This window comes from Belnapia moabensis DSM 16746, assembly GCF_000745835.1.
Lineage (GTDB): Bacteria > Pseudomonadota > Alphaproteobacteria > Acetobacterales > Acetobacteraceae > Belnapia > Belnapia moabensis.
The window spans coordinates 24,121-38,275 of sequence record NZ_JQKB01000033.1; the positions used below are offsets into that span (position 1 = coordinate 24,121).

General features: G+C 69.3%; 14 protein-coding genes. 1 reads left to right on the forward strand and 13 read right to left on the reverse strand.

Annotated elements, in window-relative coordinates; all coding sequences use genetic code 11:
- Window positions 1-12 precede the first annotated feature (12 nt).
- Both EP26_RS18420 and pdhA read right to left on the reverse strand, forming a co-directional pair.
- A complete protein-coding gene (locus tag EP26_RS18420) occupies window positions 13-1,443 on the reverse strand; it encodes a pyruvate dehydrogenase complex E1 component subunit beta (protein ID WP_043340754.1) in 1,431 nt (476 codons plus the stop codon).
- 1 nt (window position 1,444) lies between these two features.
- Window positions 1,445-2,470 (reverse strand): pyruvate dehydrogenase (acetyl-transferring) E1 component subunit alpha, encoded by a 1,026-nt coding sequence (gene pdhA, locus EP26_RS18425; protein WP_043340755.1) that lies wholly within the window; start codon window positions 2,468-2,470, stop codon window positions 1,445-1,447.
- 303 nt (window positions 2,471-2,773) lie between these two features.
- On the opposite strand from pdhA, the gene EP26_RS18430 reads away from it, so the two are divergent.
- Window positions 2,774-3,796: a phytanoyl-CoA dioxygenase family protein gene (locus EP26_RS18430; protein ID WP_043340756.1), complete on the forward strand. Its 1,023-nt coding sequence runs from the start codon at window positions 2,774-2,776 to the stop codon at window positions 3,794-3,796.
- A 15-nt stretch (window positions 3,797-3,811) separates the two neighbouring features.
- Here the strand turns inward: EP26_RS18430 and EP26_RS18435 are convergent, their stop codons facing one another.
- The 11 genes from EP26_RS18435 to EP26_RS18485 all read right to left on the reverse strand — a co-directional run bounded on the left by EP26_RS18435 (window position 3,812) and on the right by EP26_RS18485 (window position 14,153).
- Window positions 3,812-4,141 (reverse strand): FtsB family cell division protein, encoded by a 330-nt coding sequence (locus tag EP26_RS18435; protein WP_043340757.1) that lies wholly within the window; start codon window positions 4,139-4,141, stop codon window positions 3,812-3,814.
- A gap of 173 nt (window positions 4,142-4,314) precedes the next feature.
- Window positions 4,315-5,592 (reverse strand): phosphopyruvate hydratase, encoded by a 1,278-nt coding sequence (gene eno / locus EP26_RS18440; protein WP_043340758.1) that lies wholly within the window; start codon window positions 5,590-5,592, stop codon window positions 4,315-4,317.
- An 85-nt stretch (window positions 5,593-5,677) separates the two neighbouring features.
- A complete protein-coding gene (locus tag EP26_RS18445) occupies window positions 5,678-5,920 on the reverse strand; it encodes a hypothetical protein (protein ID WP_043340760.1) in 243 nt (80 codons plus the stop codon).
- Window positions 5,917-6,849: a hypothetical protein gene (locus EP26_RS34975; RefSeq protein ID WP_043340761.1), complete on the reverse strand. Its 933-nt coding sequence runs from the start codon at window positions 6,847-6,849 to the stop codon at window positions 5,917-5,919. Before EP26_RS34975 ends, EP26_RS18445 begins: the two co-directional genes overlap by 4 nt.
- A gap of 127 nt (window positions 6,850-6,976) precedes the next feature.
- The gene (locus tag EP26_RS18455; RefSeq protein ID WP_043340763.1) at window positions 6,977-8,617 is read right to left on the reverse strand and encodes a CTP synthase; all 1,641 of its coding nucleotides are present in this window, start codon (window positions 8,615-8,617) and stop codon (window positions 6,977-6,979) included.
- Window positions 8,618-8,868: 251 nt separating this feature from the next.
- Complete coding sequence (secG, locus tag EP26_RS18460; protein ID WP_043340766.1) at window positions 8,869-9,201, reverse strand: preprotein translocase subunit SecG; 333 nt, start codon at window positions 9,199-9,201, stop codon at window positions 8,869-8,871.
- 42 nt (window positions 9,202-9,243) lie between these two features.
- Window positions 9,244-10,218, reverse strand: coding sequence for an apurinic/apyrimidinic endonuclease family protein (locus EP26_RS18465; RefSeq protein WP_245624447.1), 975 nt, complete (start codon window positions 10,216-10,218; stop codon window positions 9,244-9,246).
- A gap of 154 nt (window positions 10,219-10,372) precedes the next feature.
- Complete coding sequence (locus EP26_RS18470; protein ID WP_052389357.1) at window positions 10,373-11,308, reverse strand: calcium-binding protein; 936 nt, start codon at window positions 11,306-11,308, stop codon at window positions 10,373-10,375.
- 252 nt (window positions 11,309-11,560) lie between these two features.
- A complete protein-coding gene (locus EP26_RS18475) occupies window positions 11,561-11,974 on the reverse strand; it encodes a Rieske (2Fe-2S) protein (RefSeq protein WP_043340769.1) in 414 nt (137 codons plus the stop codon).
- Between the two features lie 2 nt (window positions 11,975-11,976).
- A complete protein-coding gene (locus EP26_RS18480) occupies window positions 11,977-13,086 on the reverse strand; it encodes an amidohydrolase family protein (RefSeq protein ID WP_043340771.1) in 1,110 nt (369 codons plus the stop codon).
- A complete protein-coding gene (locus EP26_RS18485) occupies window positions 13,083-14,153 on the reverse strand; it encodes an amidohydrolase family protein (RefSeq protein ID WP_043340772.1) in 1,071 nt (356 codons plus the stop codon). Before EP26_RS18485 ends, EP26_RS18480 begins: the two co-directional genes overlap by 4 nt.
- Between the last annotated feature and the right edge of the window lie 2 nt (window positions 14,154-14,155).

The following is a 14,155-nucleotide window of genomic DNA, read 5'->3' on the forward strand; positions in this document are numbered from 1 at the left end:
TCCCCGCTCCCCCTACTTGTAGGTCACGCGCTTAACGGCGTCGACGATCTCCGGGATCGTCGGCAGCGCCAGCTTCTCGAGGTTCGCCGCATAGGGCATCGGCACATCCTTGCCGCAGACGCGCACCGGCGGCGCATCCAGCCAGTCGAAGGCCGCCTCCATCACCTGCATGGCGATCTCGGTGCCGATATTGGCATAGGGCCAGCCCTCCTCGACCGTCACCAACCGGTTCGTCTTGCGCACCGAGTTGGCGATGGCCTCCGCATCCAGCGGCCGGATCGAGCGCAGGTTGATCACCTCCGCCTCGATCCCCTGCTTCGCCAGTTCCTCCGCCGCCTGCATCGCCCAGGTCACGGCGATGGAATAGGCGACGATGGTAACGTCCTTGCCTGCCCGCTCGACCTTGGCCTTGCCGATCGGCACGATGAAGTCATCCGCCACCGGGCACTCGAAGCTGTGCCCGTAGAGGATCTCGTTCTCCAGCACGATCACCGGATTGGGGTCGCGGATCGCCGCCCGCAACAGCCCCTTGGCATCGGCGGACGACCAGGGCGCCACCACCTTCAGCCCCGGCACATGCGCATACCAGCTCGCATAGCACTGGCTATGCTGCGCCGCGACGCGCGCCGCCGCCCCGTTCGGCCCGCGGAAGACGATCGGGCACCCCAGCTGCCCGCCGCTCATATAGAGCGTCTTGGCCGCCGAGTTGATGATCTGGTCGATCGCCTGCATGGAGAAGTTGAAGGTCATGAACTCCACGATGGGCTTGAGCCCCGTGAAGGCCGCGCCCACCGCCATGCCGGTGAAGCCATGCTCGGTGATCGGCGTGTCGATCACCCGCCGCGGCCCGAACTCATCCAGCAAGCCCTGGCTGATCTTGTAGGCGCCCTGGTACTGCGCGACCTCCTCACCCATGAGGAAGACCTTGTCATCGGCACGCATCTCGAGCGCCATCGCATCGCGCAGCGCCTCGCGCACCGTCATCGGCTTGGTCGGGCCCCAGTCCTTCTCGGGCGCCGCCGCCGCCTCGCCCATCTTGGCAGCGCCCTCCTTCCGGTCGGCCCCGCGCTGCGCGACGGCACCGTAATCCTCGGCCTGCTTCGCCACCTCGCCGACCTCGGGGCTGGCGGCCGCCGGCGGCGCCGGCTGCTGCGGCATCGCCGTGTCATGCCCCGGCGCCGTGCCCTTCGAGCCACCGGCCCCGCCGCCATCCAGCTCGGCGATTGGCGAGTTGACGGCCACACCCTCCGTCCCCTCCGGCACGACGATCTTCGTCAGCGTCCCCTCATCGACCGCTTCGACTTCCATCGTGGCCTTGTCGGTCTCGATCTCGGCGATGACATCGCCGGACTTCACCTGGTCGCCCTCTTTCTTCAGCCAGCGGGCGAGCTTGCCCTCCGTCATCGTGGGCGACAGCGCCGGCATCAGGATCTCGACACCCATCTCAGCGCGCCTCCACCAGAACGTCGGTCCAGAGCTCGGCCTCGTCGGGCTCCGGGCTGGACTGCGCGAAGTCGGCCGCCTCCTGGACCACCGCCTTCACCTCATCGTCGATCTTCTTGAGCGCCGCCTCGTCGAGGCCGCCCTCCAGCAGCAGCTTGCGCGCCGTCTCGATCGGGTCGGACTGCTCGCGCATCTTCTGCACCTCTTCGCGGGTGCGGTACTTCGCCGGGTCGGACATGGAATGCCCGCGATAGCGATAGGTCTTCATCTCCAGCAGGTACGGCCCGTTGCCCGCACGGCAATGCGCCGTCGCCCGCTCGCCTGCTTCCTTCACGGCCATCACATCCATGCCGTTGACCTGCTCGCCGGGGATGCCCCAGGCCGCGCCGTTCTTCGACAGGTCGCGCGAGGCGCTGGCCCGCTCCACGCTCGTGCCCATGCCGTATTTGTTGTTCTCGATGATGAAGATCACCGGCAGCTTCATCAGCGCCGCCAGGTTGAAGCTCTCGAAGACCTGCCCCTGGTTGGAGGCGCCCTCGCCGAAATAGGTCAGCGAGACGTTCCGCGACTCACGATACCAGTTGGCGAAGGCCAGCCCCGTCCCGAGCGAGACCTGTGCACCCACGATCCCATGCCCGCCGAAGAAGCCCTTCTCTCGGCTGAACATGTGCATGGAGCCGCCCTTGCCGCGCGAATAGCCGCCCGACCGCCCGGTCAGCTCGGCCATGACGCCCCGCGCCTCCATGCCGGTGGCGAGCATATGCCCATGGTCGCGGTAGGAGGTGATGACCTGGTCGCCCGGCTCCAGGCAGGCCTGCATGCCGACGACGACCGCTTCCTGCCCGATATAGAGGTGGCAGAAGCCGCCGATCAGCCCCATGCCGTAGAGCTGCCCCGCCTTCTCCTCGAAGCGGCGGATCAGCAGCATGTCCCGATAGGCCTGGAGCAGCTGGTCCTGGGTCATCGGCGGCGCCGATGCCGCCTTGCCGCGGCGCTTCGCGCCTGTGGCTTCCGCTGCCTGGGCCATGCGGTCCCCTCCCTTCCCTGCGATCACTCCCTGCCGAAATACGCGCCCCAGGCCGCCACGACAAGCGCGAGCCTTTGAAAAAACCGAGCCGCCGCAACGAAATACATCGATTAACCGGATTTTGGTTAATAGGTTTTATGTGCACCGCAGCAGGCCTGCAGCCTGTTGCTCCACCCCGGCTGCAAGCGCAAGAAGCGCAAAGCGGTTCCGTCCGAATGCGCAGCTTCCGGTTCCGCTTGACGCGCCACGGCCCAACCCCGGATAACCCCGGCTCTCATTCCCGTGACCCGATCGGAGGGTTGGATGCCCGGCTGGACCGGCTGGCTGCTCGCCCCAATGCACGCCCTGGCACTAGCGACCGGCGCGAAATCCTTCCGCGACAACCCCATCCTCGGCAGCTCCGCGCTGAACCGCATGGGCCTGCACATCGCCCGCAAGCGCCTGGCTGCCCGCCTCGCCGCCCGCCGCCGCGCCCGCCTCGCCGCCGCCCTCGCGCCCGGGGACCGCACCGCCTTCGACCGCGACGGCTACCTCGCCCTCCCGGACTTCCTGCCCCCCGCCCTCTTCGCCCGCCTCCAGGCCGAGCTCCTCGCCCGGCAAACTCCCGCCCGCGAATTCGCCGACGGCTACAGCCTGACCCGCCTCATCCCGCTCGACGCCGTCACGCTCCCCACCCTGCCCGCCACCGCCGAGGCCCTCGCCTCGCCCCGCTACCGCGCCTTGCACGACTATGCGGGCTCCCACCGCCTCGCCCCGCATTGCTTCGTGCAGACCGTATTCAGCGGCGTGCGCGACGCCCCGCCCGACGTGCAGAGCCACTTCCACACCGACACCTTCCACCCGACGGTGAAATCCTGGCTCTTCCTCACCGATGTCCCGGGCGATGCGGCCGGCTTCACCTATGTCCCCGGCTCCCACCGCCCGACCCGCCGCCACCTGGCCTGGGAACGCCGCCTTTCCACGACCGCCGCACGGCACGCCGACCGCCTGACCGGCGAAGGCTCGCTGCGCATCGACGAGGCGCAGCTCGCCCGCCTCGGCTACCCCCCGCCGCGGAAGCTCGCCGTCAAGGCCAATACCCTGGTCATCGCCGATACCAGCGGCTTCCACCGGCGCGGCATCAGCGAAGGCGCCGCCTGCCGCATCGCCATCTGGGCCTATGCCCGCGGCAACCCCTTCACGCCCTGGGCAGGGCTCGGCCTGGCCGGCGCGGGCGGACGGAAGGTCAGGGCCTTCTGGGCCATGCAGGACGCCATCGCCCGGTTCACCGGGCGCGGCAATGGGTGGCGATGGGTCGGCTTGCGCAGCCCCGCCACACCGCCCTGAGGGCCATCCGGCCGCTCAGTACAGGCGCCGCTGCGCCTCGTAGGGGATGACAATCTCGTCCTTGTTGACGAGGTTCAGCAGCGTCCGCGCCCGCTCGTCAAGCTCGTCCCGGTCGATGCGCTCGCCGCGCAGGCCGTTCACCCGCCGCTCCATCGAATCCCGCTCCGCCTCGGCCCGCACGAGCGTCGCCCGTGCCTCGGCGATCTGCTGCTGCTTCTGCTCCCGCGCCAGCAAGCCGCTCTCGCCATGCAGCGAGTGCCAGATGAAATAGCCGCAGAGCAGCGCCAGCCCCACCGGCGGCAAAGCCTCCGCCAGCTTGCGCTTCACCACACGCCCGAAGGACATGTCCGGAATCCCCCAATCCCCGCGACTATAAGCACCAGCCCCGGCACCGCTGGCAAGCACGATCCCAAGCCCCGTCGGGGGATTCATCCCGGCCGCCTCGGCAGCCCCTCTCCGGCATCATCCGACAGAGGGCGCGGACGGCATCCTGCCGCCGCCCCTCTCCATCGCCAGGCTTACCGACGCAGGATGGTCCGTCCCGCATAGCGCGCGGCGGTGCCGAGCTGCTGCTCGATGCGGATCAGCTGGTTGTACTTCGCCAGGCGATCCGACCGGCTGAGCGAGCCGGTCTTGATCTGCCCGCAGTTGGTTGCGACGGCGAGGTCGGCGATGGTCGCATCCTCGGTCTCGCCCGAGCGATGGCTCATCACCGCCTTGTACCCCGCCCGGTGCGCCATCTCGACCGCCTCGAGCGTCTCCGTCAGCGTCCCGATCTGGTTCACCTTGACCAGAATCGCATTCCCCGTCCCCGTCTCGATCCCCTGGCGCAGCCGCTCCGGATTGGTGACGAAGAGATCGTCACCCACCAGCTGCACCTTCCCGCCTAGCTTTTCGGTGAGCAGCTTCCACCCCGCCCAGTCATCCTCGGCCATCCCGTCCTCGATCGAGATGATCGGCCACTTGGCGCAAAGCCCGGCGAGGTAGTCGACCATCCCCTGCTGGTCGAGCGTCTTCCCCTCGCCCTCCATCTTGTAGGCGCCATCATGGAAGAACTCGGTCGAGGCGCAGTCGAGCGCGAACATGATGTCCTCGCCCACCCGGTGCCCCGCTGCCTCGCAGGCCTTGGCGATGAAGGACAGCGCCTCGTCCGCGCTCCCGATATTCGGCGCGAAGCCGCCCTCGTCGCCGACATTGGTGTTGTGGTGCGCGTCGTGCAGCTGCTTCTTCAGCGCGGCGAAAACCTCGGCGCCGATCCGCACCGCATCCGCCATCGTGCCGGCCGCCACCGGCATGATCATGAATTCCTGGATGTCGATCGGATTATCCGCATGCTTGCCGCCATTGATGATGTTCATCATCGGCACCGGCAGCGTGCGGGCGAAGACACCGCCCACATAGCGATAGAGCGGCTGCCCCAGCTCCTCGGCTGCGGCCTTCGCCACGGCGAGGCTGACGGCGAGGATCGAATTCGCCCCGAGCCGCGCCTTGTTCGGCGTCCCGTCCAGCTCGATCATCGTCTCGTCGATGCGGACCTGCTCACTCGGGTCCATGCCCGACAGCGCGTCGAAGATCTCGCCTTCGACATGCTCGACGGCCTTCTGCACGCCCTTGCCGCCATAGCGCCCCTTGTCCCCGTCCCGCAGCTCGACCGCCTCATGCGCGCCCGTCGAGGCACCCGAGGGCACGATGGCCCGGCCGACGGCGCCGCTCTCCAGCACCACCTCCGCCTCCACCGTGGGGTTGCCACGGCTGTCGAGGACTTCGCGGGCGATGATGTCGACGATGGCGGACATGGGGGACCTCCGGCTCTCTCAGCGCGCGGATACCGGCCCCGCCGCCGGGCGGCAAGACCCCAACTTTCCGGGATCGACGGAGCCGTTATTCGCCACCATCGCCCCCGGCATCGCCATCGCCCCCGCCGCCGTCGCCAACGGGCTGGACGCCATCCGCGCCGCCGCCATCCCCCTTGCCTCCGTCCGGCTCCGAGGGCATCGCCATGGCAACGGCCACGAAGGCGACGATGGTGAGCGGCGCCACCCAGGCCGCCACCGCCTCGCCTGCCAGCCCGCACAGCGCGACGCCGCCGAAGCCGATCCCCGCGAGGACCAGCCCCTTCCTCACCCCCGCCGCGCGCCTTCGGTCAGCGAGGTGAGCCGCTCGACCGCCAGCTCCAGCGCCGCCACCTTGGCCTCCGCATCCGCGCGGTCCGCCGCGAGCGCCGCATGCGCCTGCTCGATCGCCGTCAGCAGCTCGTTGACCGCCTCGAGATTGCCCTGCGCCGGGTCGTTGTCCCGCCCCTCGGCGACGCTGCGGAAGATGCTGTAGCGCTCGCCCGGCCCGATTCGCCCGTCATTGCGAAGCGCGGCGAGGAAGCGCGCCTGCTGCGCATCCAGCCCCTCGCGCCGCGCCCGGATGGCGCCCCGCGTGCCGAGCCCCGGTTCCGCCCCGACCACCGCCTGCAGCATGGCGATGACGGCCGCCACATGCGGCTGCCCCTCCTGCACCAGCGCGGCGAGGCTCGGCGATTCCCGCCGCTGCGCCAGCACCGCCGGCAGGTCGGCCAGCGCCGCGATCCCGGCGAGGCCCGCCGTCCGCACCGGCTCCAGCACCGGCGTGCCGCTCGCCGCCCGCACCGCGTCGAGCCCCTTCGCCACGGCCTCGGCCAGCGCCCGGCCGTTCCCGGCCGTCTCGTCCCTCACCCGCTGCCCGCCCGCGGCCGCCGCCAGCACATGGGCGTAGTCGCCAAGCGCGGTGAAGGCCGGCTCCAGCACCCGCCCCGCGGCCTCCGACGCCCCCGCCGGCGGCGCGGTGAAATGCCCTGCCGGCGCCCTGCGCCCGCCGATGGCGAAGGCGATGGCATTGTCCTCGCGCTGGGCCAGGCGCTCGAACCCGTCCATCCGCCCGATCGCCTCGTCCACCGCGTCATCCGCCTGGTCCAGCGCCTGGGCGAAGCGCAGCGAGGCCGTGGGCGGCGGCTCCGGCCGCTCCCCCATCTGGGCGCAGCCCGCGAGCAGCGGCAGGGCAAGAAGCATCAGGCGAGGCCGGACCATGCGGTTTCCCTCTTTCAGCTGGTTCGGCGCCGAGTGAGACCCCCGGCGCGCGCCCAGGTCAAGCGCAACCGCAGGGCGCCATGCCCCACCCCGGCTTTCCCCGGAATCACAAGCGGATCGACGCGCCTCAGACCAACCTTGCCTGCTTCACCGCCGCTCCGATGAAGCCGCGGAACAGCGGATGCGGCGCAAACGGCTTCGACAGCAGCTCGGGGTGGAACTGCACCCCGATGAACCACGGATGGTCCGGATACTCGACGATCTCCGGCAGCTCCCCATCCGGCGACATGCCGGAGAAGCGCAGCCCCGCCTCCTCGAGCTGGTCCTTGTAGTTGACGTTCACCTCGAAGCGATGCCGGTGCCGCTCCTCGATCGTCGCCGCCCCGCCATAGACCTCGCGCACCAGCGACCCCTCGGAGAGCTTCGCCGCATAGGCGCCGAGCCGCATCGTCCCGCCGAGATCGCCCGCGGCATTCCGCCGCTCCAGCGCATTGCCCCGCAGCCACTCCGTCATCAGCCCGACGACGGGATGCTCGCAGGGCCCGAATTCGGTGGACGACGCCCCCTTCAGCCCGACGAGATTGCGCGCCGCCTCGATCACCGCCATCTGCATCCCGAAGCAGATGCCGAAGAAGGGGATCTTCCGCTCGCGCGCGAAGCGCACCGCCTCAATCTTCCCCGGCGTCCCCCGCTCGCCGAAGCCGCCCGGCACGAGGATGCCGCTCGCCCCCTCCAGCCGCTTCACCGCCTCCTCGCCGCGCCGCTCGTCGAACACGCCGGAATCGACCCAGTCGAGGTTGACCTTCACGTTGTGCGCGATCCCGCCATGGGTCAGCGCTTCCATCAGCGACTTATAGCTGTCGAGCAGGTTGGTGTACTTGCCGACGACGGCGATCGTCACCTCGCCCTCGGGCTGCTTGATGGAATGGACGATGCGGTCCCAGCGCCGCATGTCCGGCTCCCCATAGGCGGAGAGGCCGAAATGCCGCAGCACCTCCTGGTCCATGCCCTCCGCATGGTACTGGATCGGCACATCGTAGATGGTGCTCGCATCCAGGGCCGGGATCACGCTCTCCGGCCGCACGTTGCAGAACAGCGCGATCTTCCGCCGCTCGTTCTCGGGGATCGGGCGGTCGCAGCGGCAGAGCAGCACCTGCGGCTGGATGCCGAGGCCCAGCAGCTCCTTCACGCTGTGCTGCGTCGGCTTGGTCTTCAGCTCACCCGCCGAGGGGATGTAGGGCAGCAGCGTCAGATGGACGAAGAGGCTCCGCGTCGGCCCCAGCTCATTGGCCAGTTGCCGCAGCGCCTCGAGGAAGGGCAGCGACTCGATGTCGCCCACCGTGCCTCCCACCTCGACCAGGATGAAGTCGTAGCCGTCGGTCTCGGCCTGGACCACTTCCTTGATCTTGTCGGTGATGTGCGGAATCACCTGGACGGTGCCGCCCAGATAGTCCCCCCGCCGCTCCGCTGCGATGACGTCGGAATAGATCCGCCCCGTCGTCCAGTTGTCGGCCTTGGTCGCATGCACGCCGGTGAAGCGCTCATAATGACCGAGATCGAGGTCCGTCTCCGCACCGTCATCGGTGACGAAGACCTCCCCATGCTGATAGGGCGACATGGTCCCCGGATCCACGTTCAGATAGGGATCGAGCTTGCGCAAACGGATCTTGTATCCGCGCGCCTGCAACAGGGCACCCAGGGATGCCGCTGCGATGCCCTTGCCGAGGGAGGAGACCACGCCGCCGGTGATGAATACGAACCGCGCCATGGGCGCCCCTCATAACCGGCTCCGGCGCGCTCGGCTACCCAGGATCACATCGCCGCGGGAGGTGGCAGCCATGCGGCGAGGCGCCTTGTAACGCGCCGAATCGCATCGAGAGGGGCTTTGCCCCTCCCAAGCCCTCCCCACCAGGGTTCCCATTGACGATGCGCTGCATCGTCAATGGGGTCCCCTCAGGCCGAAAGGCCTTCGGAAACCTTGAGTTCAGCCAGCAGGCCGGTCGCCAGGTAGCTTAGCGATCAGTTGGTCGGCACGCTCGGCGCGGCCGGGGCGGCAGGCAGGGTCGGGGCAGGCGCGGTCGCGCCCGGCGGCGGCGCCGTGTCGAGGATCGACCCCCGCAGCCCCGTGCCCCGCCCGAGCAGCGCCAGGGCCAGCGACAGCACGAAGAAGGCCGTCCCGAGGATCGCCGTCGTCCGCGTCAGCAGGTTGGCCGTCCCCCGCCCGCTCATGAAGGACCCCATCCCCTGCGAGGAGCCGATCCCGAGCCCGCCCCCCTCGCTGCGCTGCAGCAGCACCACCCCGATCAGGGCCAGGGTGACGAAGAGGTGGATGACGAGAAGAACGGTGGCCATGGCCTGCGGCAAGATCCAGAAAAGGAGGTTCGGCCCCGCCTTCTACAGGCTTGCCGCCAGCGAAGCCACCCTCCCCCGCACCGCCGCCTCCGCCAGGTCATGGCTGGCGAGGTTCTTCCCCTTCGCCTCTACCTCGAGATCGGTCCAGGCCAGGTGCCCGACCGCCCAGTCGTTGATCGCCCGGTTCCACATCCGCTCCGAATGCGCCCGCAGCTCCCGCGCCGGCACCCCGGCGGCCACCAGCGCCCCGAAATCCGGCAGCACGTCGGGGTCGAGCCCCCCCGGCAGCAACCCCTCCCGCGGCGCGCTCAGATGCCCCATCGGCCGCACCCCCAGCCAGCTCTCCCTGACCCGCTCGATCCGCGGATCATCGGGGGCGATGTGCTCCCCCTGCGATTGGCACCAGTGATGATGCAGGTCGAGCACGATCGGCAGCGTCTCGGCGAGCGGCAGCAGGTCGTCGAGCCCATAGGCCACCTCGTCGTTCTCGACGGTCAGCAGCCCCTGCGTCTCCTCCGACAGCAACTCGAACCCCCGCCGGAACCCCTCCACCCCCGGCGCCCGCGCCCCGCCATGGATGTTGATATGCGCCCCATGCCGGTGCCATCCGCCGGCGAGGCCGAGCATCGCCATGACCTCGGTATGGTAGTCCAGCTCCTCGACGCTGTTGGCCAGCGCCCGCGGGTTCTCGGTGGAGAGCACGCAATACTGCCCCGGATGCATCGAAAGCCTGACGTCCGCCGCCCGCGCCCGCTCGCCGATGGCGACCAGCCCCCGCTCCACCGCCTCCCGCAGCACGGGCTCCGCATAGCGCGGCCTGGCGACGGGGTGCGTATAGACCGGCAGCACGCTCGAGATGATCCGAAGGCACCGCTCCAGCGGCGGCGCCGCCGCCGCCTCCTCCACCTGCGCGGCCAGCGCCAGCATGTTCCCCTGGACGAGGCCGAGCAACTTCGCCGTCGCCTCGGCCGGCCCAAGCCGGCTGAGCGCCGCAACGGTCGTATCCCGCAGGTTCATCGAAGCCGCCAGCCGGTCATCCCCCGCCGGCGGCACCCATTTGCAGCACCATCCGATTCGCATGGAGGCGGAACGCACCGCGCGCCCGGCCGGTTCTCCTTGCAAAACCGACCATTTGTTGTTAAACGCGAACGATCAGCGCCCTTCCACCCGCTCAGCCGAGAAACACGTCATCGGCGGTGAGGCCCCGCACGCCCAGCAACTCGATTTCCACCGTCACCCGCGGCACTGGCTGCGGCTCGTAGTCCGGCGACGGCAGGTTGAACTCGCTGTAGACCTGCACGATCGTCCGGTCGCCCTCGACCTCGTAGCGCACCTGCATCCGGGGGCCATCCTCCGCGCTGACCCGGAAGGCCTCCGTGCCGATAAAGATCGGCGGCGGCGTGTCCTGCGGCAGGAAGCTGCTGCGATAGCCCGAGAGGTCGAGCACGTCGTGCTCGGCATGGCGGAAATCGGTGACGATATCCCGGTTGCCCGGCCCGATGCCGCTGTCGAGGACGGTCCCGGCAAAGCTCTCGCGGTCGAACAGGAAGAGGTCGGCACCCGCCCCGCCGGTCAGGCGATCGAGGTCGGAGCCGCCCTGCACAGTATCGTCACCGGAGCCTCCGTTGATGGTATCCGCCCCACCCCCGCCGAAGATGCTGTCCCGCCCGGCGCCGCCGCAAAGCCGGTCTGCGGCATCGAATTGCTCGAAGGCCTCGGCGCCGGATGGACTCGGCGGCCCGAAGCCCGAGCCGATGATGGTGTCGTCCCCCGCGCCGCCGAAGGCGGTGTCCTCGCCATAGCCGCCGCGGATGAAATCATCGCCGCCGCCGCCCAGCAGCAGGTTGCGGCCCGGCATGTCGCCATACTCCGCCGGGTTCGGCCCGCCGCCGGCGGCATCGCCGATCACCGTGTCGTTTCCGGCGCCGCCAGAGACGAGGTCGTCGCCCGCTCCGCCGAAGAGGCTGTCATTGCCGTCGCCGCCGAAGACCGCGTCGCTCCCCGCCAGCCCGTCCAGGCTGTCGGCACCGCCAGCCCCCGCGAGCAGGTCCCAGCCCTCCGTGCCCGGCAGGCTGTCGGCACCGGCTCCGCCAAATCGGATGCTCATTCGGGTTTCCTCCGAAAGCCCATTTTTCTGCATGGGCTTTGCCTATCGGTAACCCGGAGGACTCCCGCACCGAACCTGTTTCCCCGCCTGCCCCGCCCGGCCGGCTTCAACTTCCTTTGACAGCGCCCCGGGGAGGCCCGTGCCTCAAACCCTCAAACCCTCAAGCGGCAGGTCAACCCAATGATCCCGATGCCAAACCTGCTGGCCACTCTCAAGTCTTGATAGGAATTGAGGTGAAATGCCGGCCCGCGCTCAGGCCTCGACGACGACGTACTCATCCTCGACCCTGACGGCGAAGGTCTCCGCCACATACGGCCCCTCGACCAGCGCCGCCCCGCTCGTCACCTGCGCCGGGAATTGCCGCACCTGCACCCGCTTCGGATCGAACCAGGACTTCCCCGTCCGGATGTCGAATTCCCAGTAGTGCCACGGGCACCGCACCATCTCGCCCCGCCGCGCATAGCGGTAGACGCCCGGCTCGCTGCTCTCGACATGCCCTGAGACCAGCCCCGCGCAGAGGCTTCCCCCCTGATGCGGGCAGCGGTCGCTCAGCGCATAGAATTCGCCGCCGAGGTTGAAGACGACGATCCGCTTCCCCTCCGCCTCCACCAGCTTCCGCCCGCCTGCCGGGATCTCGCCGACCGGCGCCACCACGATCCGCGCCATGGTCAGAACCCGTACAGCGCCCGCGCATTCCCCCCATAGATCGCCCGCCGCCGCTCGGCCGGGATCACGCCCGGGATCGCCGCCCGGGGATCGTCGAAGTCCCAATGCGGATAGTCGCTGGCGAAGAGGATGCGGTCCCACCCCACCCATTCGCAGATGTCGAGGATGTGCTGCCCCCGCTCCGGCTCCTCCATCGGCTGGGTCGAGACCCAGATATGCTCGCGGATATATTCGGAGGGCGCCCGCTTCAGATGCGGCACCTCGCTCTTCAGGTGCCGCCAGTGCTTGTCGAGCCGCCACCCGACCGAGGGCAGCCAGGCGAAGCCGCACTCGATCAGGATGACCTTCAGGCCCGGGAAGCGCTCGAACACCCCCTCAGTGACGAGAGAGATCACCTGGTTCTGGCAGGAGGTCGCATGCTCGCTGACCTCCTCGATATAGAAGGACGGCCAGCCGCCATTGGTCATCGCCCAGCCGCTGTAGCCGAAGGCATGGAAGGCGACCGGCAACCCCGCCTCCACCGCCGCCTCGTAGATCGGCCAGTAGCGCGGGTTGCCCGCCGGCTCCCCGGTGCGGCTCATCATCAGCACCTGGCAGAAATTCGGGTCGCCCGCCCGCTTCCTGATCTCCGCGGCCGAGGCCTGCGGATCCTCATAGGGCACGACCACGCTCCCCCGCAGCCGCGGCTCCTTCCTGAGCCAGGCTTCCAGCTGCCACTCATTCACCGCATGCGCCATGGCGGCCGAGAAGCCGTTGTTCCGGTCCCCCTGCCCACTCGGCTGCAACGGGTTCAGCACCCCGTAGTCGATGCTGTAATTGTCGAGCAGCTGGAACCGCAGGAAGTCGAGGTCGGAGGCCGGCGTCCCCCCCGTCGGCGGCCAGGCATCCCGCCGCGAGGCCAGCGGCTGCGCCTTCGGAAACGGCGGCTGCCCGGCGGTGAAGCCATGCCGCGCCCGCATCCCCCAGCTCTGCAGGTGCTCCCACCACCGCTCGCTGAGGAACGGCTTGAAGGCCTCGATATTGTCCGCCCTCGGGTGGATATCGACATCGACAAGCCCCTGCGTCGCCGCGGCCGGCTTCCCCGGGGCGGCAATCGGCTGGATCACGTTCATGCCACGACTCCTTCGCTGAGGCGGTGATAGGTGGCGAGCGGGTTGTCCCGCATGAGCTTCGGCCAGAGGCTCTCGGGGATGCCCGCCGGCATGGCGTCGTCCCCGTCGAACTGCCAATGCGGCCAGTCCGAGGCCCAGAGCAGCAACGCATCGGAGCGCAACTGGTCCATCACCCGCTGCACGATCGCGCCATCCTCCGGCGCATCCAGCGGCTGGACGGTGAGGCGCACCTGCCGGCGGACGATCTCGACCGGCAGCTCGTCCACCCAGGGCACCTCGAAGCGCACGCCCTTCCACGTCTTCTGCAGCCGCCAGAGGAAACTCGGCAGCCAGGAGACACCGGATTCCAGCAGGACAACCCGCAGGTCGGGGAATTTCGAGAAGGCCCCCTCCGTCAGCAGGCTCGCCAGCGTGCTCTGGAAGGCCTGCTGATTGGCCGCGTATTCCTCGAGGTACCAGCTCGTCCACCCGACCGAGGTCTGCGGATGCCGGTAGGCGCTCCCGGCATGGATGCCGAGCGGCAGCCCGTGCCGAAGGCAGGCCTCGAAGATGGGCCAGTACTGCCGCCGCCCCAGCGGCACCTCCCCCATCACCAGCGCCAGCACCTGCACGAAGCGCCGATCCCCCGCCAGCCGCTCGATCTCCGCGACAGCAGCCTCGACACTCTGCAACGGCAGCACGATCGAGGCCCGCAACCGGTCGTCCCGGTCTAGCCACTCCGCCCGCGTCCAGTCGTTCAGCGCCCGGGTGAAGGCAACTGCCATGTCCTCGTTGAAAACCAGCTGCACCCCATAGAGCGGATTGAGGATACCAAGCTCGGTCCCCAGCCGGTCCAGCGACTGGGTCCTGAGCTGCTCGACGCTTCCGGCCCCCCGCCCATCCGCTCCGCGCCAGTCGGCCCGGATGGTCTTCGGCGAGCGCACCGGCCAGGATTGGGTATCGAGGGTGGTGATCCCCCGCTCCTCCACCTGGTCGCGCCAGAACTCGTCCATATAGGGCGTGAGCGCCCTCATGCCCGGCACCATCGGGTGCAGGTCGCAGTCGATCGGGCGGAATCGGCCGTACATCG